At 66.0% G+C, this 17,253-nt stretch carries 19 protein-coding genes and 1 pseudogene; 9 read left to right on the forward strand and 11 right to left on the reverse strand.

Going from position 1 to position 17,253, the window contains the following annotated elements:
- Positions 1-15: 15 nt before the first annotated feature.
- Positions 16-1,581: a cryptochrome/deoxyribodipyrimidine photo-lyase family protein gene (locus CJZ82_RS10105; RefSeq protein ID WP_233130183.1), complete on the reverse strand. Its 1,566-nt coding sequence runs from the start codon at positions 1,579-1,581 to the stop codon at positions 16-18.
- Positions 1,575-1,970 carry a thiol-disulfide oxidoreductase DCC family protein gene (locus tag CJZ82_RS10110; RefSeq protein ID WP_094555644.1) on the reverse strand — a complete coding sequence of 132 codons (396 nt, stop codon included), beginning with the start codon at positions 1,968-1,970 and terminating at the stop codon, positions 1,575-1,577. The genes CJZ82_RS10105 and CJZ82_RS10110 overlap by 7 nt, the downstream gene beginning before the upstream one ends.
- 156 nt (positions 1,971-2,126) lie before the next feature.
- On the opposite strand from CJZ82_RS10110, the gene CJZ82_RS10115 reads away from it, so the two are divergent.
- Positions 2,127-3,182 carry an SDR family NAD(P)-dependent oxidoreductase gene (locus CJZ82_RS10115; RefSeq protein ID WP_094555645.1) on the forward strand — a complete coding sequence of 352 codons (1,056 nt, stop codon included), beginning with the start codon at positions 2,127-2,129 and terminating at the stop codon, positions 3,180-3,182.
- Here the strand turns inward: CJZ82_RS10115 and CJZ82_RS10120 are convergent.
- Both CJZ82_RS10120 and CJZ82_RS10125 read right to left on the reverse strand, forming a co-directional pair.
- Positions 3,100-3,645, reverse strand: coding sequence for a cytochrome b/b6 domain-containing protein (locus tag CJZ82_RS10120; RefSeq protein ID WP_094555646.1), 546 nt, complete (start codon positions 3,643-3,645; stop codon positions 3,100-3,102). The genes CJZ82_RS10115 and CJZ82_RS10120 overlap by 83 nt on opposite strands.
- A 7-nt stretch (positions 3,646-3,652) precedes the next feature.
- Positions 3,653-6,019 carry an HAD-IC family P-type ATPase gene (locus CJZ82_RS10125; protein ID WP_094555647.1) on the reverse strand — a complete coding sequence of 789 codons (2,367 nt, stop codon included), beginning with the start codon at positions 6,017-6,019 and terminating at the stop codon, positions 3,653-3,655.
- A gap of 706 nt (positions 6,020-6,725) precedes the next feature.
- Here CJZ82_RS10125 and CJZ82_RS10130 point away from each other — a divergent pair.
- The 3 genes from CJZ82_RS10130 to CJZ82_RS10140 are packed head-to-tail and all read left to right on the forward strand — an operon-like array spanning position 6,726 to position 9,606.
- A complete protein-coding gene (locus CJZ82_RS10130; RefSeq protein ID WP_094555648.1) occupies positions 6,726-8,375 on the forward strand; it encodes a PEP-utilizing enzyme in 1,650 nt (549 codons plus the stop codon).
- Positions 8,372-9,190 (forward strand): PEP/pyruvate-binding domain-containing protein, encoded by an 819-nt coding sequence (locus tag CJZ82_RS10135; RefSeq protein WP_094555649.1) that lies wholly within the window; start codon positions 8,372-8,374, stop codon positions 9,188-9,190. The genes CJZ82_RS10130 and CJZ82_RS10135 overlap by 4 nt, the downstream gene beginning before the upstream one ends.
- Positions 9,190-9,606 carry a cyclic nucleotide-binding domain-containing protein gene (locus CJZ82_RS10140; protein WP_143593625.1) on the forward strand — a complete coding sequence of 139 codons (417 nt, stop codon included), beginning with the start codon at positions 9,190-9,192 and terminating at the stop codon, positions 9,604-9,606. Before CJZ82_RS10135 ends, CJZ82_RS10140 begins: the two co-directional genes overlap by 1 nt.
- A gap of 538 nt (positions 9,607-10,144) precedes the next feature.
- On the opposite strand, the gene CJZ82_RS18395 is transcribed toward CJZ82_RS10140, so the two are convergent.
- The gene (locus CJZ82_RS18395) at positions 10,145-10,309 is read right to left on the reverse strand and encodes a hypothetical protein (RefSeq protein ID WP_158218546.1); all 165 of its coding nucleotides are present in this window, start codon (positions 10,307-10,309) and stop codon (positions 10,145-10,147) included.
- Positions 10,310-10,385: 76 nt separating this feature from the next.
- Positions 10,386-10,568 (reverse strand): hypothetical protein, encoded by a 183-nt coding sequence (locus CJZ82_RS10145; RefSeq protein ID WP_094555651.1) that lies wholly within the window; start codon positions 10,566-10,568, stop codon positions 10,386-10,388.
- Positions 10,569-10,624: 56 nt separating this feature from the next.
- On the opposite strand from CJZ82_RS10145, the gene CJZ82_RS10150 reads away from it, so the two are divergent.
- Positions 10,625-11,005 carry a transposase gene (locus tag CJZ82_RS10150; RefSeq protein WP_094555652.1) on the forward strand — a complete coding sequence of 127 codons (381 nt, stop codon included), beginning with the start codon at positions 10,625-10,627 and terminating at the stop codon, positions 11,003-11,005.
- A gap of 379 nt (positions 11,006-11,384) precedes the next feature.
- On the opposite strand, the gene CJZ82_RS10155 is transcribed toward CJZ82_RS10150, so the two are convergent.
- The 5 genes from CJZ82_RS10155 to CJZ82_RS10175 form a co-directional block, all read right to left on the reverse strand.
- Positions 11,385-12,113 carry a hypothetical protein gene (locus tag CJZ82_RS10155; RefSeq protein ID WP_143593626.1) on the reverse strand — a complete coding sequence of 243 codons (729 nt, stop codon included), beginning with the start codon at positions 12,111-12,113 and terminating at the stop codon, positions 11,385-11,387.
- A 53-nt stretch (positions 12,114-12,166) separates the two neighbouring features.
- A complete protein-coding gene (locus CJZ82_RS10160) occupies positions 12,167-12,658 on the reverse strand; it encodes a hypothetical protein (protein WP_094555654.1) in 492 nt (163 codons plus the stop codon).
- A 20-nt stretch (positions 12,659-12,678) separates the two neighbouring features.
- Entirely contained in the window at positions 12,679-13,266 is a 588-nt protein-coding gene (locus CJZ82_RS10165) for a hypothetical protein (RefSeq protein WP_143593627.1), read from the reverse strand.
- A 99-nt stretch (positions 13,267-13,365) separates the two neighbouring features.
- Positions 13,366-13,590 (reverse strand): CsbD family protein, encoded by a 225-nt coding sequence (locus CJZ82_RS10170; RefSeq protein ID WP_094555656.1) that lies wholly within the window; start codon positions 13,588-13,590, stop codon positions 13,366-13,368.
- Between the two features lie 80 nt (positions 13,591-13,670).
- The gene (locus CJZ82_RS10175; RefSeq protein ID WP_094555657.1) at positions 13,671-13,916 is read right to left on the reverse strand and encodes a GlsB/YeaQ/YmgE family stress response membrane protein; all 246 of its coding nucleotides are present in this window, start codon (positions 13,914-13,916) and stop codon (positions 13,671-13,673) included.
- Between the two features lie 271 nt (positions 13,917-14,187).
- On the opposite strand from CJZ82_RS10175, the gene CJZ82_RS10180 reads away from it, so the two are divergent.
- From CJZ82_RS10180 to CJZ82_RS17890, 4 genes and pseudogenes are all read left to right on the forward strand, one after another.
- Positions 14,188-14,460: a hypothetical protein gene (locus CJZ82_RS10180; RefSeq protein ID WP_094555658.1), complete on the forward strand. Its 273-nt coding sequence runs from the start codon at positions 14,188-14,190 to the stop codon at positions 14,458-14,460.
- Positions 14,461-14,568: 108 nt separating this feature from the next.
- A complete protein-coding gene (locus tag CJZ82_RS10185; RefSeq protein ID WP_198949727.1) occupies positions 14,569-14,958 on the forward strand; it encodes a hypothetical protein in 390 nt (129 codons plus the stop codon).
- Between the two features lie 703 nt (positions 14,959-15,661).
- Positions 15,662-16,715 (forward strand): annotated as a pseudogene (locus CJZ82_RS10195) (IS5 family transposase).
- Positions 16,716-17,108: 393 nt separating this feature from the next.
- Positions 17,109-17,237, forward strand: coding sequence for a transposase (locus CJZ82_RS17890; RefSeq protein WP_158218547.1), 129 nt, complete (start codon positions 17,109-17,111; stop codon positions 17,235-17,237).
- The last annotated feature ends 16 nt before the right edge of the window (positions 17,238-17,253 follow it).

Genomic DNA, 17,253 nt, shown 5'->3' on the forward strand with positions numbered 1-17,253 from the left:
TTCAGCTGCGCAGGGTCAGGCCGAATCAGGGTCGAGCTGCAGGCTGAGCTGCAGCTGTTGATCACCGGCGGCATTCGCCGCCACTGGCCGCTGCCGCCGCCGCCGCCTGCCGCCACTGGCCGCCAGGCCGGAGCGGCGGGAGCCATGCCTGCGCTGGATCGCATCGGCCAGCTCCCTGAAGTCCTGCTCCTGACGCCGCGCCCAGATCTTCTCCCTGGCCTGGCGGGCGGCGGCGGCGGGCTCCACGATCGGCAGTGGGTAGTGCACCCCGAGCACGCAGCCGACCCGTTGCTGGGTGACCATCGCCATCGTCCACGGCTCATGGATGTGAACAGCCGGCACGTTGCGCAGTTCCGGCAGCCAGCGGCGGATGAAATCGCCGTTGGGATCGTGCTCGAGGCCCTGCTTGATCGGGTTGTAGATCCGGATCGTGTTGATGCCCGTGGTGCCCGACTGCATCTGGCACTGGCTCCAGTGGATGCCCGGTTCGTAATCGACGAACAGGCGGGCCAGGTGCAGCCCGCTCTGGCGCCACGGCAACCACAGCTGGTAGCTGGCCACCGACATCAGCATCGCTCGCATGCGGAAATTGATCCAGCCGCTGGCGATCAGGGCCCGCATGCAGGCATCCACGAACGGCAGCCCGGTACGGCCCTCGGCCCAGGCCGCCAGGCGCTCGGGGTCGCTGCTGCGCAGGCCGGCAGTGAGCGGATGGAGCTCGCGAAACTCCAGATCTGGCTGGCATTCGAGCTTCTGGATGAAATGGCAGTGCCAGTGCAGCCGCGCCTCGAAGCCCAGCGGCGCCTTGCGGAGGCGGCGGCTGCGCTGCACCACTTCCCGCATCGACAGCGTGCCCCAGCTGAGGTGGGGCGATAGGCGCGAGCAGCTCTCGAAGGCCGTGAGCGGGCTTGAGAGCTCACGGTGGTAGCGAGAGCCGCGCTCGCTCAGAAAACTTTCCAGAACGGCCAGTCCCTGCTGCCGCCCCCCGAGCTGACGACCCGGGCAGGGGTCAGGCGCCAGACCCAGCTCGGCGGCGGCTGGAATGGGACCGGGATCAAGGCCCCCCAGGCAGGGCAGAACCGGCGGCGGCGGCGCCAGCGGCTCGGCCATGCGCTCCTCCCAGCGGCGCGCCCAGCCGTTGCGGCTGCGCAAGCGGCGGATCACACCGAAGGAGGGCACTTGAGTCCAGGGGATGCCATGGCTGAGAGCCCACTGGGCCACCTGCCGGTCGCGGTCGTAGGTCCAGCCGTTGCCGGTTTCCTGATGGCTCCAGAGCCCGGCAATGGCGAACTGGCGGCGGGCCCGCTCCAGCACGTCCAGCGCCGGGCCGATCCGCACCACCAGCGGCTGACCCAGCTCCGCCAGGGCCTGCCTGAGCTCCGCCAGGCTCTCGGCGCAGAAGGCCCACTGGCGCGCCGAGGCATCACTCTGCTGCCACAGCTCGGGTTCCACCACCAGCAGCGGCAGCACCGGACCAAGGCGACTGGCCTGGAGCAGCGGCTGGTGATCGGCCACCCGCAGATCCCGTTTGAACCAGACGATCTGCACCGGTTCGAGCACGGGGTTGATGCGCTTCAGCACCCCCGCAGATCGCAGAGCGTGTTCAGGTCGCCCCGGCCGGTCAGCCGCAGCCGCCAACGGGCCCAGAGCCCATAGAGCGCATCCACCAGCGGCCCGATCAACGGCCAGGCGGTGGGGGCATAGAGCCAGCCCCAGCCCACCACCCGGTAGGCCTCACGGAAGACGGCCACATCCTTGATCACCCGGCCATCAGCGCCGATGGCGCGGATGCGGCCCATGGCCTCCCGGTAGCTGATCCCTGCATGGGCCACCGGGTCGTAATCGGCCGCATCGATATCGACGAAGCGGATCAGGCCGCGCCCCTGATCACGGGCCCGCAGGCTCTCCACCTCGCGCCGGCAGAGGGGGCAGGCCCCGTCGAAAAGGAGGGTGAGGGCAGGTTCAGCCATGGATCAGCCAACGGGAGATGGCACCGAGCAGGGCGAAAGCAACCCATCAACCAACGCTATCGGGATGGCACTAATCACTGAGAGCTGATCACTCCAGCAGGCACCGATCGCTGCGCGCAGCGGAGCCCGCGGCAGGATCTGCATAGGGTGAAAGGCATGACGCCCAGCTCCACTCCGGCCCACACCTCCAGGCGCATCCTGCTCACCGGCGCCAGCTCCGGCATCGGCTATCAGGCGGCCCTGCAGCTGCGCCGCGCCGGCCACCAGCTCACCTTGCCGTGCAGGGATCCGGCCACGGCTGAGGCCACGCTGGCGCGTCTCGAACAAGACGAGCCTGCGGGGCCATCCCCGCGCGCACCGGTCTGTGACCTGGCCGATCTGGCCAGCGTCGAGCGCTGCGCCGCCGAACTGCTCGGGCTCGGTGAACCGATCGACAGCCTCGTGCTCAACGCCGGGCTCCAGTACAGCGGCGGCACAGAGCCGAGGCGATCAGCCCAGGGCCATGAACTCACCATCGCGGTGAACCACCTCGCCCACCAGGCCCTTGCCCAGCGGCTGCTTCCCCTGCTCGATGGCAGCCAGGCCCCTCGGCTGGTGGTCACCGCCTCGGAGGTGCATGACCCCGCCGCAGCCGGTGGCCGGGTCGGCCAGCCAGCTGGCCTGGGCGATCTGGCCGGCCTCAGGGCTGGGTCGGGCTTCGAGATGGTGGCTGGCGGCCTGCCGTTTGATGCCGACAAGGCCTACAAGGACAGCAAGCTCTGCAACCTCCTGTTCGCGCGCGAGCTGGAGCGGCGCCTGCAGGTGCGCGGCACACCGATGCCGGTGGTCGCCTGGAGCCCGGGCCTGGTGATCCCGCCAGGGAGCGGCGGCTTTTTCCGCTACAGCCGCCGCCACAACGAATGGGGCCAACGCCTGTTTGCCCTGGTGGCCCGCGACCTGCTGCGCATCACCGCAACGGTTGAGCTCGCCGGAGGGCTGCTGGCGGAGCTCGCCAGCGCTGATGTCCACAGCAGCTCTGGCTTCAGCTACCGCAGCAACCGGGTGGTGGGTCTGGGCCGCCTGCGCTTCGAGCTGAGCGAACCAAGCGCTGAAGCTCTCGATGACAGCCTGGCCGAGGCGCTCTGGGCGATCAGCGCCGAGCTGGTGGGGCAGAGCGCCGAACTGCCTTCGCCAGCTGGCGGGGCCAGTCAGCGGGTCGATCGCCGGCCTTGAACCTCAGGCTGGCCATCGAGCCGGCCAGCGGCCAACCACCTCTGGCCAGCACCCCCACCACATGGGCCAGAACCGCCATCGCCATCACGCCCCAGGCGATCAGATGGAGGCTGTAGACGATCTGGCTCAGGTTTCCCTGCCGCAACCAGTCCTCCTGCATCAGCTTGCCAGTGCCGATCGCCAGGGCCAGGGCGGCCAGCGCCAGCGCATTGCTGGCCCTGGCGAGCTGCCGCCGCCCCAGGGTGAAGGCATAGGCAGCGAACAGAACGGCCAGCGGCAGCAACGCCACCCCCACCGTGCCGTGGATATCGATCCACTCACCGGGCAGGCGGATCGGCAGCCGTCCCCAGCGCCCGTCGTACTGGCTGTAGACGAACAGACCGCTCAGCCAGGCCAGCACAACGCCGGCGGCGGTGGTTCCATGCAGCAGCCGCAGCAGGGAGGGTTGGTAGGGACGGGCCATGGCGGATTCAGGGCGAACGCTCAGCGGCTGGATGGGGAGCCAGCTGCCAGGCCAGCAGCAGGGCGATCGCCGTGGCGGCCAACAGGATGAGGATCTGGGCCGGCAGCAGGGGCGCCAGATTCAGCAGCTGCTGAAGGCTCGGGAGAGCCAGCAACAACAGCCACAGCCCCAGGCCGATGCCGGGGCCGACGGCGGTGATCGCTTCCCTGGGATCACCGTTGAGCCACACCAGACCCCCACCGGCGAGCAGCAGCAGGGAGAACACCAGGCTCCGGCGTGATTCGGCGTCGGTGTCTGGCCAGAAGGCCAGCACCAGGGCGGCTACCACCAACACCGTTCCCTGGCTGAGGGCCTGGCGCCAGATCTTTGGACCGAACAGGGGCGCCTCCGGCGGGCGGGGCGGTTGCCGCATCAGGCCCGGAGCGGGCGGCAGCGCCTCGAACACCACCGTGCAGGCCGGATCGATCACCAGGTGCAGCAGGGCGATGTGCATCGGAAGCAGGATCAGCGGCTGGCCACTGAGCAGCGGCACCAGGCCCAGGGCTGCGATCGGCAGGTGAATGGCGAGGGTGTAGCCGAGGGCCCGGTGCAGGTTGGCGTCGACGCGGCGGCCCAGTTCCAGGGCCCCAACAAGATCGCTGAAGGCGTCGCCCAGCAGCACCAGATCGGCGGATTCGCGCGCCACGGCGGTGCCGCGTTTGCCCATCGCCACGCCGATGTCGGCGGCCTTGAGGGCCGGGGCGTCATTGACGCCATCACCGGTCATCGCCACCACCTCACCGGCGGCCTGCAGGGCGCGCACCAGCTGCAGCTTCTGCTGGGGCATCACCCGGGCGAACACCGACACCTCGCGGATGGAGGCAGCCAGCGCCTGCGGTGAGAGGGCTTCCAGTTCCTGACCACTCAGCACCGGACCTGGCGGCAGGCCAGCCTGATCGGCGATCGAGCGGGCCGTCACGGGGCTATCTCCCGTGATCATCACCACGCGAACGCCGGCACTCCGCGCCGTGGCGATCGCCGCCGGCACATCCGAGCGCAGCGGGTCCGCCAGAGCCAGGAAACCCACCGGCTCGAACAGGTAACCATGCGCATCGTCAGGCAGAGCACCGCTGCTTGCGAACGGCTGCCCGTCGTGAACGGGCGCGCCATCGAGCCCGCGTGCCACCGCCAGCACCCGCAGCCCCCTGGCGGCGAGTGCATCGGCAGCGGCCAGCAGTGCGGAGCTCTGCCCACCATCGAGGTGGCAGAGATCGGCGATCGCCTCGGGTGCCCCCTTGGCCGCCAGCTGCAGGCCGCCCTCGCCGTCCCGCCAGAGGCGGGAGAACACCAGCAGATCACTCTGCAGCGGGTATTCGCGCTCCAGGGGCCAGTCGGGGTGGAGGTGTTCGGTGCCACCTAGATGGTCGGCAGCCAGGCGCTGGATCGCCAGTTCCATCGCATCCACCGGATCGCCGCGGCTGGAGAGCACCGCCAGTTCCACCAGAGCGTGAAAGGGTTCTTCCAGGGTCTCCCCGGCACTCCAGCCCTCCAGCGATGGCCAAGTAAGAAGTTGCTGCACCCCCATACGGTTCTCGGTGAGGGTGCCGGTCTTGTCGACGGCGAGCACCGTGGCACTGCCGAGGCTCTCCACCGCCGCAGGCCAGCGGGCCAGCACCCCGATCCGGGCCAGACGCAGGGCGCCCAGGGCCAGGAACAGAGCCAGCACCACGGGAATTTCGTTGGGCAGCACCGCCAGGGCCAGGGCCAGGGCGGCGAGCAGGGCCTGGGGCCAATTGCCGCCCTGGCCCCCCTGGATCAGGGCCAGGGCCGCGCAGAGGGCCAGGGCCAGAACCGTGAGGCGCCCGGTGAGGCGACGGGTCTGGCGCTGCAGACGGGTGGGCGGCGGTTGCACCGTGGCCAGGCTGCTGCCGAGCCGGCCCAGTTCGGTGGCATCGGCCACGGCCGTCACCGCCGCCCAGCCGCGGCCGCCCGCCACCAGCGAACCCGCCAGAATTCGCTCCCCGGCACTGGAGCGGGCGACCGGCAGGGATTCACCCGTGAGCAGGGATTCATCCAGCCACAACCCCACCCCCTCGGTGAGCTCGGCATCGGCCGCCACCCGATCGCCTTCCTCAAGGCGGAGCCGATCACCCAGGCGCACCTGCTCGACAGGCAACTCGAGAATCTTTCCGGCCCGCAGCACCCGGGCGCGGGGCGCCGAAAGCCGTGCCAGTTCCGCCAGGGCGCGGCTGCTGCGTTGCTGCTGGACGGCATCGAGCAGACTGATGCCCAGCACGAACACCAGCAGGATGCCGGCGTCGACCCATTCCCCGATCAGGGCGTAGATCAGGGCGCAAGCCAGCAGCAGCAGATTGCTGGGCTCCAGCCAGCTCATTCGGGCTCCGGATCTGGCTTCTTTCTGAAAGCATGTTGCGTGAGCATCACTCGCCGCCAGCACCCCTCGCACCAGATGCCTGACGACCTCCAGCCGGTGAGGCTTGAGCGCTTTCGTTCGCCGCCTTGCACAACTCACTGGAGATGCTGGCATGGGTGCGGCCTTGATCTGCTGGAGCAGTCGATCGAAGATCTGCGCGACACATCCAGCCCGGAAGGAAGACTCCAGCAGCTGAGCGCCGCCAAGGCACTCTCCTGCTGTTGCCGAAGAAGACCGCCGCTGACTATCGAAATCCGAGCTCCCAAGGATCAGTGGGTGGGGGGCGGCTGATCTTCAGTTCTTTCCTCAACAGCAACTGGCTCTCGGAGAGCGTAACGATCCACGAGGCAGAATGGCTGTGAAACAACCCTGACTGCTCGAGTCAGGTCGTCGTTCAGACCATTGGGCACGATCTTGGAGATCTCCTCATTGCAGAGGTGTCCTTGGATCTGTCGTTCTTGATGATTCTGTGGAATCAGTCCCTGTCAGGACCGTTAAGGATCCATGGGAGCTGGGGTCCAGCCGGGACCTTGATTCCGCTGGTACGCCCGTTGCTCAAGATCAACGTGGGGCTACCAACCGACCGTGGCTCATGGTGGCGTCACCGGCATGAAGGGTTCATGACTGGGTGAAACTGAAGCGTTCGCCTGATCCAACCGGTTCACCGATGTCTCCAGCACACGCCAGAGAGCTTGTCTTCTCGCCGCCGGGGGAAGGGTTCTGGGAACTCGACCCCGTTCATTTCCCCCGCCCCGTGAGCCGCTACTGGAGGGAGATCCATCCGGCCGCATTCCGCAGCGGCACCGCTGACTTCGCCAGCGCCTACGGCCTGCTGTTCAAGGCCCTGGAGATGGCCTACGTGCATGGATTCGCCTACCGGCGGGTGACACCCCTAGCCGAAGCCGAGCTGCCCGAACGCTTCCGGCGCGCCGAGGAGGTGTTCGGCCAGAAGTTCTGGCGCCAGCAGCTGCAGGAATGGAACGACACCGTGAAGCCTGCGGCGATCGCGGCCCACCGGCAGATCCAGGCAGTGGACCCGGACGCCCTGAGCGACGAAGACCTCGCCGGGTACCTGCATCGCTGCCGTGACCACCACGCCGCGATGCTGGCCCAGCACATGCGCTACACGGCGGCCGCCATCGTTCCCACCGGCGACTTCCTGGCCAACGCCGGAGCCTGGACCGGACTGCCCGCCGGCGAGCTGCTCGGACTGATGCGTGGCACCTCGCCAGTGTCGGCCGGGGCGTCCGATGAGCTCGCCGAGCTGATCGCCGCGCTGCAACAGGATCCCCCTGCCCGCGAAGCCCTCGAATCCACGGACGATCCCACCGCCACCATGGCGGCCCTGCGGACGCGCGATGGAGGCACGGGACTTGCTGTGGCGGCTTATCTGGATCTGGTGGGCAATCGCCTGCTCGATGGCTTCGATATCACCAACCCCCGTGCTCTGGAGTTGCCCGACGTGCTGCTGCGGGCCATCCGCGCCGCCCTGACGGCTCCCGCCTCGCCGTCCACGCACAGCGATCGCAGCGCTGAGGTGCGCGCCCGAGTGCCTGAAGCCCACCGCGACGCGTTCGATGCGCTGCTGGCCGAGGCTCGCCTCACCTATCCGATCCGGGATGAACGGGGCGTATTCAGCGACATCTGGGCGTCGGGACTGATGCGCCGGGCCGCTCAAGCGGCCGGACGCCGCCTGGCGGAGCGGGGGCTGCTGCACGATCCAGGCCACATCGTGGATGCCGGCTTCACCGAGATGCTTGCCCTGCTGGGAGCGCCGACACCCTCGGGTGAAGGCGCTCCGTCGGCCGATGACCTGGCGGAGCGCAGCGCCTACCGCGGGGCCCACGATGCGCACGAGGTTCCCCCAAGCCTGGGTCCCACGCCTCCACCCCCGCCGGATCCCTCCACCCTGCCGCCGGCCGCCGCCCGGATGATGCAGGCCAGCGGACTGGCGCTGCAGGCCCTGTTCGTCAGTTCCGAGGCGAGCCATGAGCAGCACCTGTTGCGGGGCCTGGCCGCCAGTCCAGGCGTCTACGAGGGCCCGGTCCGGCGGGTGTCGCACCCGTCGGAATTCGATCGCATCCAGAAGGGCGATGTGCTCGTGACCCAATCCACCACGGAGGCCTTCAACATCCTGCTGCCCCTGCTCGGCGGGATCGTGACCGAGAGGGGCGGCCTGCTGTCCCACTCGGCGATCGTGGCGCGGGAGTACGGAATCCCTGGGGTGGTGGGGACCCGCGAAGCCACCCGGCGCCTCGACGACAGCCAGCGGGTGCGGGTCGACGGCACGGCCGGCGAGGTCACGGTGCTGCCGTGAACGGGGTCGTCGCGCTCGAGCAGGCCAGCGAGCTGGCCGCCTTCGGCGCCAAGGCCGTGAGCCTGGGCCAGGCCCTGCGGGATGGCCTGCCGGTGCCCCCGGGCTTCGCCCTCTCCGGAGCGTTCGTGGATGCGGTGGCCGCGGCCGATGACGCCGCCATCGTCACACTGGTGCAGCAGGTGGCGCCGTTAGCGGGGCCACTGGCGGTGCGCTCCTCCGCCATCGACGAGGACGGAGCCGCCGCCAGTTTTGCCGGCCAGCACCAGACCCTGCTCAATGTGCTCTCAGTAGACGACCTGGCGGAGGCTGTGCGCGAAATCTGGTGGTCGGCGAATTCCGACGCCGCCATCACCTACCGCAAGAAGGTGGGGCTGTTCTCACGCCCGAACGTGGGGGTGGTGGTGCAAAAGCTGCTGGCCCCCGACACGGCCGGGGTCCTGTTCACACGCAATCCCATAAGCGGAGCCGATGAACGGGTGATCGAGGCGAGCTGGGGTCTGGGGGAAGCGGTGGTGGCCGGCCTTGTGATCCCCGACCACGTCTGCCTGAGCCGTCAGGGCCAGGTGCGCGAGCGCCGGGTGGGATACAAGACGGTGTCGATCCGTCCCGTCGCCGGCGGCGGCACCGTGGAGGTGGAGCTTCCTCTCGAACTGGTGGAGCGCTTCTGCCTTGAGGACAGCCAGCTGGAGGCCCTGAACCGCCTGGCTGGCCTCTGCGAGGAGGTGTTCGGGCCGGGACGCGATCTGGAGTGGGCCTTCGAGCGCGGCACGCTCCATCTGCTTCAGTGCCGGGCGATCACCACGGCCAGAACCTGATGCGCGGTGCCCCGATCGATGTGCTCGAGCGCGTCCCCCTGTTCCACGACCTCGACCAAGGCGAGATAGGCCAGATCGCCCTGCTGTTCAAGGAACGGGATTTCGAGGCCGGAGAAACGATCATCCAGGAGGGCTCGGGCGGCGCAGCCTTCTACGTGATCGAGACGGGCGAAGCCAGCGTCACGATTCAGGGCAAACCCCATTCGGTCCTGCGGCAAGGGGATTACTTCGGTGAGATCGCCCTAATCGACGAGGGCCCGCGCATGGCGACCATCACCGCCGCCAGCCGCCTCGATTGCTGGGGGCTCACTTACTGGGACTTCAGGCCGCTCGTGGAAGCCAACGGCGTGATCGGCTGGAAGCTGCTGCAGCGGATGGCGATGATGCTGCGCGACGCCAGGGCCGGGGGCCAATGAAGACCTTGCATCGCCGTTGAACAGAGCTCAGTCCTGGATCGGTTCGTTGGAGCTGCGCCCAGACCATTTCGGGCAAGAGGAAGCTGGCACCGGGGAAGGGGGTGAGGCGAACACCGCTGGGACGGGCGGAGCAGTAGGGCCGGCAGCCAGGACGGGCTAGGTACTGCTGGTAGTGACTGAAACGGGAAGGCATGGCCAATTCTTTGCATCTTGCCCGACTGACGGAGCACCTCCGGCGTCCTGAGGGGCCGATCGGCCTCGGCGGCCAGGCTGGCGGGGGATCCCTTCCAGGCCGTCGCGTACTTGGTGGGCCTTCTCGAACCTCAGCTTCTCGCCGGCCTCCAGCACCACCAGCCGGCCCTCCAGCGCCCCGGTCTCCAGCTCCGCAAAGCGGTCCTGAGCTGCCTTGAACCGACTCTGGGAAAGCCTGAAAAATGCTGATCTTGCCGATAAAGAAGTCGTCCCTGGTGTAACGGTTAACCGTAAGTTGAAAATTGCACAGACGCCCCACGTAAAGCGAGCTCCAGTCGCCCAGGATTCACTTGCCGGCCGGCAGTCGAACCGTGAACACCATCGGCACCCCGGCGCAACTCCAATGGCCGGGCTCGGAACCCTGAGCCAGCAGGGGTTCGCTCCCGCTCAGTCCCTGTGCCTGGATCCAGGGGCCAAGCTCTGCAGTGGCCACGGGCCAGGTGGTCTGCATTGCACCGGCGCGGGGGTCTCTTGGCCTGATGGGTTCACCGCTGCTGCCGCAGCCCAGCAGCACGCCGCGTTCGACCTCACAGCTGCAGGTGCAGCAATCGGCGGGTGACCTTCACCATCCCCCACTTCAAAGAAGCCCAGGTCAACGACACCGGCCACCATCCCCGCCGGTCCATTCCTGCAGCAGGCCCGCCCGCGGCGGGCACGTGCCTGGCCTCTGCCTCAGCGTTGGCCACCACGCTGGTGTCGTCCTCACCCAAGGGGATGAAATGCTGCCCAACCGGCCAAGCAGGACTTCATAGCCACCAAGTCTGCGATGGATCTCACCAAGTCCAGCCGCTGCTCCAGCGCCGGTGAGCCGTTGCTCCGCTCAGACCCCACCAGACCACGGCGCCGGCTCACGGTGCAGCAAAAGACCGAGATCGTGGAGATCTGCCTGCAGGAGCACCTTTCCTGCAATGACGTGGCCCAGCGGCTTGGTCTTACCTCCAGCCGCCTGGCGCGCTGGGTGCGCCAGGCCCGCGTCGACCACGGTCAGGCTGGACCCAGGGATCAAAACCTGCTCACTAGCGAGGAACGGGCTGTGCTCAACCGGCTCCGCAAGGAGAACGAAGAGTTCAGGAGGGAGAGGGATTTTTTCAGGCTGGCGGCAGCACAAATTGCGAAGGAGCAGCTGCCGCCGAGAGGTTTCGCCTGATCGATCAGCTCGCCGGTCAGCACTCCGTCTCCTGGCTGTGCCGGCTGTTGGGGGTGGCCCGCAGCGGCTACTTCGCCTGACGACAGCGGCAGGAGGCGCCAGGAAAGCGGGCGGAGGGGAACGCCCGGCTCATGCGTCGAGCTGAGCTGAGGGACCCCCCGGTTAGGTGGCTTAAGCGCGCGAGAAGCTTGCTCGATCGCATACCCAACATCGTCAGGCCCTTGGGGCTCTCCCCTCTCCAGGATGGCGATCGGAACGGCCATCTCCTGATATCCAGCTGGTCAGCAAGGCCGAGCCGGTACGCAGCATCACGGACAGCCGCACGGGACACGGCGATCGGTGAAGCCAGGCCCATGGATCTGACTCCCGGCGTCCGTGCTCAAAGCCCCCGGTTCTGGGGGGCACCTTCGCAGGGAAGGGCATGGGCGCGGGGATCCTTGTCATTCCACGCCAGGTAGGCGGTGCCGGGTTCCGGGCGGCGCAGGGGAATGGCCGGCGCCACGCTCGGGTTCGTGGGATAACTGCGTCCGTCGTAGCGCAGCTCGGCGTAGTAGCCGGTGCCGGCATCCACCCGCACCCGGGTGATCAGTTCCTTCCAGCGGTTGTGGCGCCGCTCGGTCACGATCAAGGGATCCTTGAACAAGCTCATCCGGGTGATGAGCTGCAGGCGGCCGGGGCTGGGCTCGCGAAAGATCAGCAGCGGGCAGCCGCCTGTGCCGCAGAACAGCGTTCCCAACACCTGGGCCACCACCTCGGGTCTGCCATCGCCGTTGAGATCCACCCGGCTCCAGGCGTAGCGAGGGGCACGCATACGCTCGCATTCGGCCTTGATCTTGTTGCGCTTCACCATCTCGCCCTCGGCGCTGCCGGGATCGGGGCCGTGACCCTGGCCGTCGTCGATGCGTACCGGGAAGAGAACCTCCCGCAGGGCTGCCTCAAGGGCAGGGTTGGGCCGGGACTCGGGCGGCACCGAGCGCACCACCGTGGGGCTGGCGCGGGTGGGAGTCTGGGCCTGCAGTGGTGGTGCCAGGGCGTTGCTGGCCGCAAGAGGCAGGAGGGGCAGGATGACACGCAGCGAAAGAGGGAAGCGGCGGTGAAGGCGGTCCATCCAGGTGAAGGAAGAGTGAATCTCTTCATACCCCCACCACTGGGAGCCGACCATCACAGATACCCGTAGGCATAGGGAGGTTCCTGTCCGTCGCGGCGCTGCAGCAGCCAGGCAGGCCCGGGAAAGAAGCCGGGGCAGCGCACGTACCAGATCCAGTGGTCCACCACCGTTTCGCCCTGTTCCGGCGGGAACAACCGCGTGCCATCGGCCGCCTGAGGTTCCTCGCCCGCGGGCAGCAGGTGGAAGGCCAGATCGGGATCGCCCTCCAGGCCCTGCAGGATCACCGCGCGAATCTGATCACCGCTGGCGCTGGCGGTGAGCCCGAAGCTTTCGGGTTGGGAGGTCACCATGACGGCGAAGCCGTCGCGGTTCGGATCGATCCGGCAGGGCTCGAACAGGGCCGGCAGGCTGCGGCGAAAGGCCTGCAGGGCATCGAGGCTGCCCGGCAGGGCCTGCTGCGCCTGGTGCACCTCGGCCTCGAAGCGGTAGGCGGGGGGCAGGCCCTGCTCTTGAAGGGATGCATTGAAGTCTGCGGCGTAAGCCATGGGGAGGGAGCCATGGCCATTCACTGTGGAGGATGCCCAGGCGGCGCAACCTCTCCAGGGGGCTGATCGTGAAGGAACCGGCAGCGAACCGCGCTGCCCTCGAGAGGTTCGAGCCGGATCCCTTCGTTCTCCATGACGATGCGAAGAAAGGGCGTCCAGTCATCCCGAGGCTGGAGGGAGCTGGCCACCACGAGAACCGTGCCGCGGTTGTCCTCAATGTTGAGCGGCCCCTCGTGGCTCGAGTGAAGACGCACCGGCCCGTTGCCCCAGGGAGCGGTGTTGCAGACCACCGGGAGTGCCGCAGGGCGCCACTGACTGGCCGCCCGCCCTGCAAGGGCGGAAAGGATCTCGATCCGCTCGCGGTAGGCCGCCCTCAGGCAGGCGGCATGGCGGTCCGAGAAGGCACAGCGGCTCCTCCTGCGGAACCACACCGCTTGCGGTTCAAACCAGTGCAGCAGTGAAGCCGGTACTGACGAGCTGGCGGCTGCCAGCAGCCGGACCATCCTGTGATCGAGAGCCAGCAGAGCGGGATCGGCACACACCAGCTGATCACTGGCGTAGGTGGGTGTGGAACAGTTCGCAGCGCTCTGCTCCGGCGGTGGAGGCACGGCCGCAGAGCCTGCGCACCGGGCCAAGACCGCAACCGCCAGCGCGGCCGGCAGGAACTTGAGCGGAGACACCTCTCTCACCGACCGGAACCTGAGGGGTCAGTCCCCCTTCCCGCCGAGTCCCTTGATGGCATCACCGATGGCGCCGGCAGCCCCCTGGACCTGGTCCTTGAGGTCGCCGGCGGCCCCCATCACCTTGGCCTGGAGCTGCTTGGCTTCACCTTCCGTTTTGAGGCGATCGTCGCCGGTGAGTTCCCCGGCAGCGGCCTGGAGCTTGCCCTCGGTGTCTTTGGCGGTGGCCCTGATCTTGTCGTCCAGGCTCATGGTGGTTCGGCAAGAGAACGGTGAAGGGGCACCGGGCTGGCCCGAGCGCCTCTTCCAAGACCGTAGCCAGCCGGATCCGATCAGGCCCGCTTGAGCACTCGCAGCACCACCAGGAGGATCACAGCGCCGAGGGTGGCCACCAGGATGCTGCCCAGCACACCGCCACCGGCCGCACCGGCGAGGCCACTGAAGAGCAGGCCACCGATCAGGGCGCCGATGATGCCTACCACCAGATCGCCGATCAACCCGAAGCCACCGCCCTTGACGATCACACCCGCCAGCCAGCCGGCGATGACGCCGACGAGGAGAAACCAGAGAACGTTCATGGGTTGACCCCTGTAGCTGGATGATGGAATAGCAATGGCAAGGTATGTTACGTTCGTTTGCTTGCCTTCTTTCTGGAAGAAATCGTTATTCGAGCAGCAAACCTGCACGGTGAAGGCGGTGGTCTCCAGGAGCGATGGTGTGGCAATCGAAATCGTCGCCCTTGCTGCTGTCAGGCCTCGAAGTGGTCTCCAGGGTCTTCACGATGAGTGCCACCCGACCAGCTCAGGCAAGCAAGCTGTGTAGAACATCGTCATTGGCGAGGCCGGCGAGATGGTGGCAACCCTGTCTCTGTTGATCGGCCGTCCACTGCTCATCCTGGCCGTGGCTCTGCTGTGGGTCCTGGCGGCCCTGGCCTTTTCCCGCAGCCGTCAGTCGCTGTTCGCCAACACCTTGGCCTGGCTGGCTTTCGCCTGCTGGGAGTCGCTTGTTCAGGCGATCACGCCCGAGGCCAACATCCGGGTGGATCTGCTGCTGATCGGTCCTCTGCTCATCGCCCTGGGACTTTGGGCCCTGGTGGCGATGCTGCGAAGCGGGGGGCGGTGAACACAACCCCTGGGACTCCTCTTGAACCACTCGAGATCCTTGCTGCCGGCCCAACCCAGTCCTACAGTCGCATTGATATGTTCACGCCGTATCTTCAGGAGAAGTCTGGTGCAGAATCTTGTGCAGAATGTTGCAAAGTCCACTCATCGCTTCGCTCCTCTGCTAAGCGCTGCCTTGCTGAGTTTTGGTGGGATGTCTGCCGTGCTTCCAGTGCAGGCTGATACGGTCAAGGCCCGCTGCGATGTGTTTCCGAAGGGTGAGGATCGGGCCACCTCCTCTGGGTTGTGCACCTTTTCACAGAGGCAAGGTTTTGTGAGCATCCAGCTCAAGAATGGCCAACGCGTAGAGCTGACCCCCGTCGGCAATAAACCCAATGCTTATCACGATTCAAATGGCAAGCCGGCAACGCGCGAACTTGAAAATAATGGCAATATCCATATCTACAGACTGGCCAAGCAGTCAATCTTCGTCTACTGGGATACAACCCCCTACAAGTAAATCCAGCAATTGAGACTCCTGCTGCCTGCAGGACTGCCATTCATGACTCAGCGCTTCGGGGACCGAGAACGGTGTATCCTCCCTGATCATGGCCCGCTAAACCGTCTTTATTGCTGAACGGACTGACTGGACTGACTGGGCTGACTGTTAGGATGCAGAAGTCATCTTCGCATTATGGCCTAACTTAGTCAGGGTAGAATGAAGCTAATAGGATGGTACCAATATTTGGCCATTGTTGGCTCAGCCTTGTGGGCTGGCACTGGGGCCCTGGCAATTGTCAGCATCGCCTTGAGCCCCCGCAACTGGATACCCAATCTTTTGATGGGACTGTTTTTCATTTGCTTTGGCTGGTATTTGTATTTTCGCGCGATCAGCTTCTCTCGCTATTATTCTGCCAGGCCCGCCGATTTTCGCAAGAATCCTATCGGCCTTCGATTTTTGCGCTTGGATCTACTGCTTGTTTTGCTGTCGTGTCTTGCTGGTGCACTCCTGCTCCTGGCGAGCGGTGGTCGAGTATTCAGAGAGGGTTATGCCGTCTTTGGCTAACTGTGGGCCAACTTATCTAAGGAGCCTCTGGAAAATAGAGCCCAATCGCGGGACAATGACCACGTGATCTTTCGCTAGGACTGGGTTAATGGGCGGCAAGCAGCTCGGTTTCGGTGATTACCAGTAGACCACTGCCAAGAAACGCACCAAACGCGAGATGTTCCTCGCCGATATGGACCAAGTGGTGCCCGGCAGGCACTGATCTAACCGATCTACCCCTACTACCCCAGGACCAGCAAGAAAGGCGGTCGTCCGCCTTAGCCGCTGGCCACGATGCTGCGGATCTACCTGCTGCAGCAGTGGTTCACGCTTTCAGATCCCTTGATGGAGGAGATGCTGATCGATACGCCCTGATTCCGCCGCTTCGCCGGAATCGAGACGATGGATGGGAGGATCCCTGATGAGACCACGATCCTCAACCACTCCTGCGGAGAAGGCTTCGCCTACCAGCATCTGCTGGAAGAGCACCGGATCGCGGAGCAGATCCTTGAGGGTGTGAACCAGATGCTGAGCGAGAGGGGAGTGATGCTGAGGGAAGGAACGATCCTTGATGCCACGATCATCAATGCCCCCAGCTCCACCCTTACCGAGGCCGCAGGCCGAGCGTGGCGGAGCCACTAGAACAAGCGGAAGGAGAGGGATCCTGAAATGCACTCGGTGGCCAAGGGCAAGCAGTGGTTCCACTGCTTCGCAGAAGGCTTCGCCTATGGGCTGCGCTGCCACATCGGCGTTGATGCCGCATCTGGCCTGGTCCACTCTGTTGAGAGCACCGCCGCCAACGTTCATGAGCTGAACACAGCAGCTGAGCGGCTCCATGGGGATGAACGCCTCATCAATGGGGATGCCGGCCACATCGGCAACCGCTGCGCGGAAGCCGTTGGCAACGAGAAACGAAACGACTTCCAGAACTGCGAGGCTGAGTTCAGGATTGCCATGAAGCCCGGCCAGCGCAGAGTGCTTCCAGGGACACCAGAGGGCAGGCTTCTGGATCTGATTGAGACGGCGAAAGCCCACTTCCGCGCCAAAGTGGAGCATCCCTTTCGGATCATCAAATGCCAGTTTGGCTTCCGGTAGGTCTTCTACAGAGGCATCCGCTTACCGAGCCCGCAGGGCGAGCGTGGCGGAGCCACCAGAACGACCTCAAACTGAAGTTGCTCTTTGCCCTGGCAAACCTTTGGATGGTGAGGAAACGAATACCTGATCCACCGTAGTACAAGGGTTTAGTGTGTCTTAGTCGACATTCATCCAGAAATCCAGGCAAACCGCACAGTGGAGACTGTCCGAAGGTCTCAGCGAGGGTTGCTGTGAGCAAAAGCGCGCTAATATGCTCAGTATCGTCTCAGCGACGAGAGTGCGACTAGGTTGCTTGGATTAAGCTGTCTTGATCAGAGCTTCCCTAAGGAGTTATGTAACTCCGGAGGACCAACTCTATCGTAGCCGAGGCTGACAGCTCGCCTCCCTCAGGCCTGGGCTGTAGCGATAGGTGGGCCGGTCTATGACCCTGTTCGGAGTACTACCACCAAACCGAACACAGACCATGCCCGCTTCCCCTATGTCTACCCCGATGCGACATAGCTCCACCTCCGGCTGGCAGGAATATGCAGGTGGTGTCGTGGGCCGTGGTGGTGGCGATCGGCATAAATGCCCTCGGCTACCGAGAGGTGCTTGGCATTGCCATCGGCGACAGCGTGTCGGCGGGCTTCTGGACCGGCCTTCTTGCGGCGCTGTGTTAGCGCGGGCTCACTGGCG

It is taken from the genome of Synechococcus sp. 1G10 (assembly GCF_002252625.1).
Taxonomy (GTDB): domain Bacteria; phylum Cyanobacteriota; class Cyanobacteriia; order PCC-6307; family Cyanobiaceae; genus Regnicoccus_A.

What these genes read in the sequence shown, in the direction of transcription:
- CJZ82_RS10110 (WP_094555644.1), bottom strand. Translation starts at nt 1,970, where the DNA reads ATGGCTGAACCTGCCCTCACCCTCCTTTTCGACGGGGCCTGCCCCCTC.
- CJZ82_RS10115 (WP_094555645.1), top strand. Translation starts at nt 2,127, where the DNA reads ATGACGCCCAGCTCCACTCCGGCCCACACCTCCAGGCGCATCCTGCTC.
- CJZ82_RS10120 (WP_094555646.1), bottom strand. Translation starts at nt 3,645, where the DNA reads ATGGCCCGTCCCTACCAACCCTCCCTGCTGCGGCTGCTGCATGGAACC.
- CJZ82_RS10125 (WP_094555647.1), bottom strand. Translation starts at nt 6,019, where the DNA reads ATGAGCTGGCTGGAGCCCAGCAATCTGCTGCTGCTGGCTTGCGCCCTG.
- CJZ82_RS10130 (WP_094555648.1), top strand. Translation starts at nt 6,726, where the DNA reads ATGTCTCCAGCACACGCCAGAGAGCTTGTCTTCTCGCCGCCGGGGGAA.
- CJZ82_RS10140 (WP_143593625.1), top strand. Translation starts at nt 9,190, where the DNA reads ATGCGCGGTGCCCCGATCGATGTGCTCGAGCGCGTCCCCCTGTTCCAC.
- CJZ82_RS18395 (WP_158218546.1), bottom strand. Translation starts at nt 10,309, where the DNA reads ATGCAGACCACCTGGCCCGTGGCCACTGCAGAGCTTGGCCCCTGGATC.
- CJZ82_RS10150 (WP_094555652.1), top strand. Translation starts at nt 10,625, where the DNA reads ATGGATCTCACCAAGTCCAGCCGCTGCTCCAGCGCCGGTGAGCCGTTG.
- CJZ82_RS10155 (WP_143593626.1), bottom strand. Translation starts at nt 12,113, where the DNA reads ATGGACCGCCTTCACCGCCGCTTCCCTCTTTCGCTGCGTGTCATCCTG.
- CJZ82_RS10160 (WP_094555654.1), bottom strand. Translation starts at nt 12,658, where the DNA reads ATGGCTTACGCCGCAGACTTCAATGCATCCCTTCAAGAGCAGGGCCTG.
- CJZ82_RS10170 (WP_094555656.1), bottom strand. Translation starts at nt 13,590, where the DNA reads ATGAGCCTGGACGACAAGATCAGGGCCACCGCCAAAGACACCGAGGGC.
- CJZ82_RS10175 (WP_094555657.1), bottom strand. Translation starts at nt 13,916, where the DNA reads ATGAACGTTCTCTGGTTTCTCCTCGTCGGCGTCATCGCCGGCTGGCTG.
- CJZ82_RS10180 (WP_094555658.1), top strand. Translation starts at nt 14,188, where the DNA reads ATGGTGGCAACCCTGTCTCTGTTGATCGGCCGTCCACTGCTCATCCTG.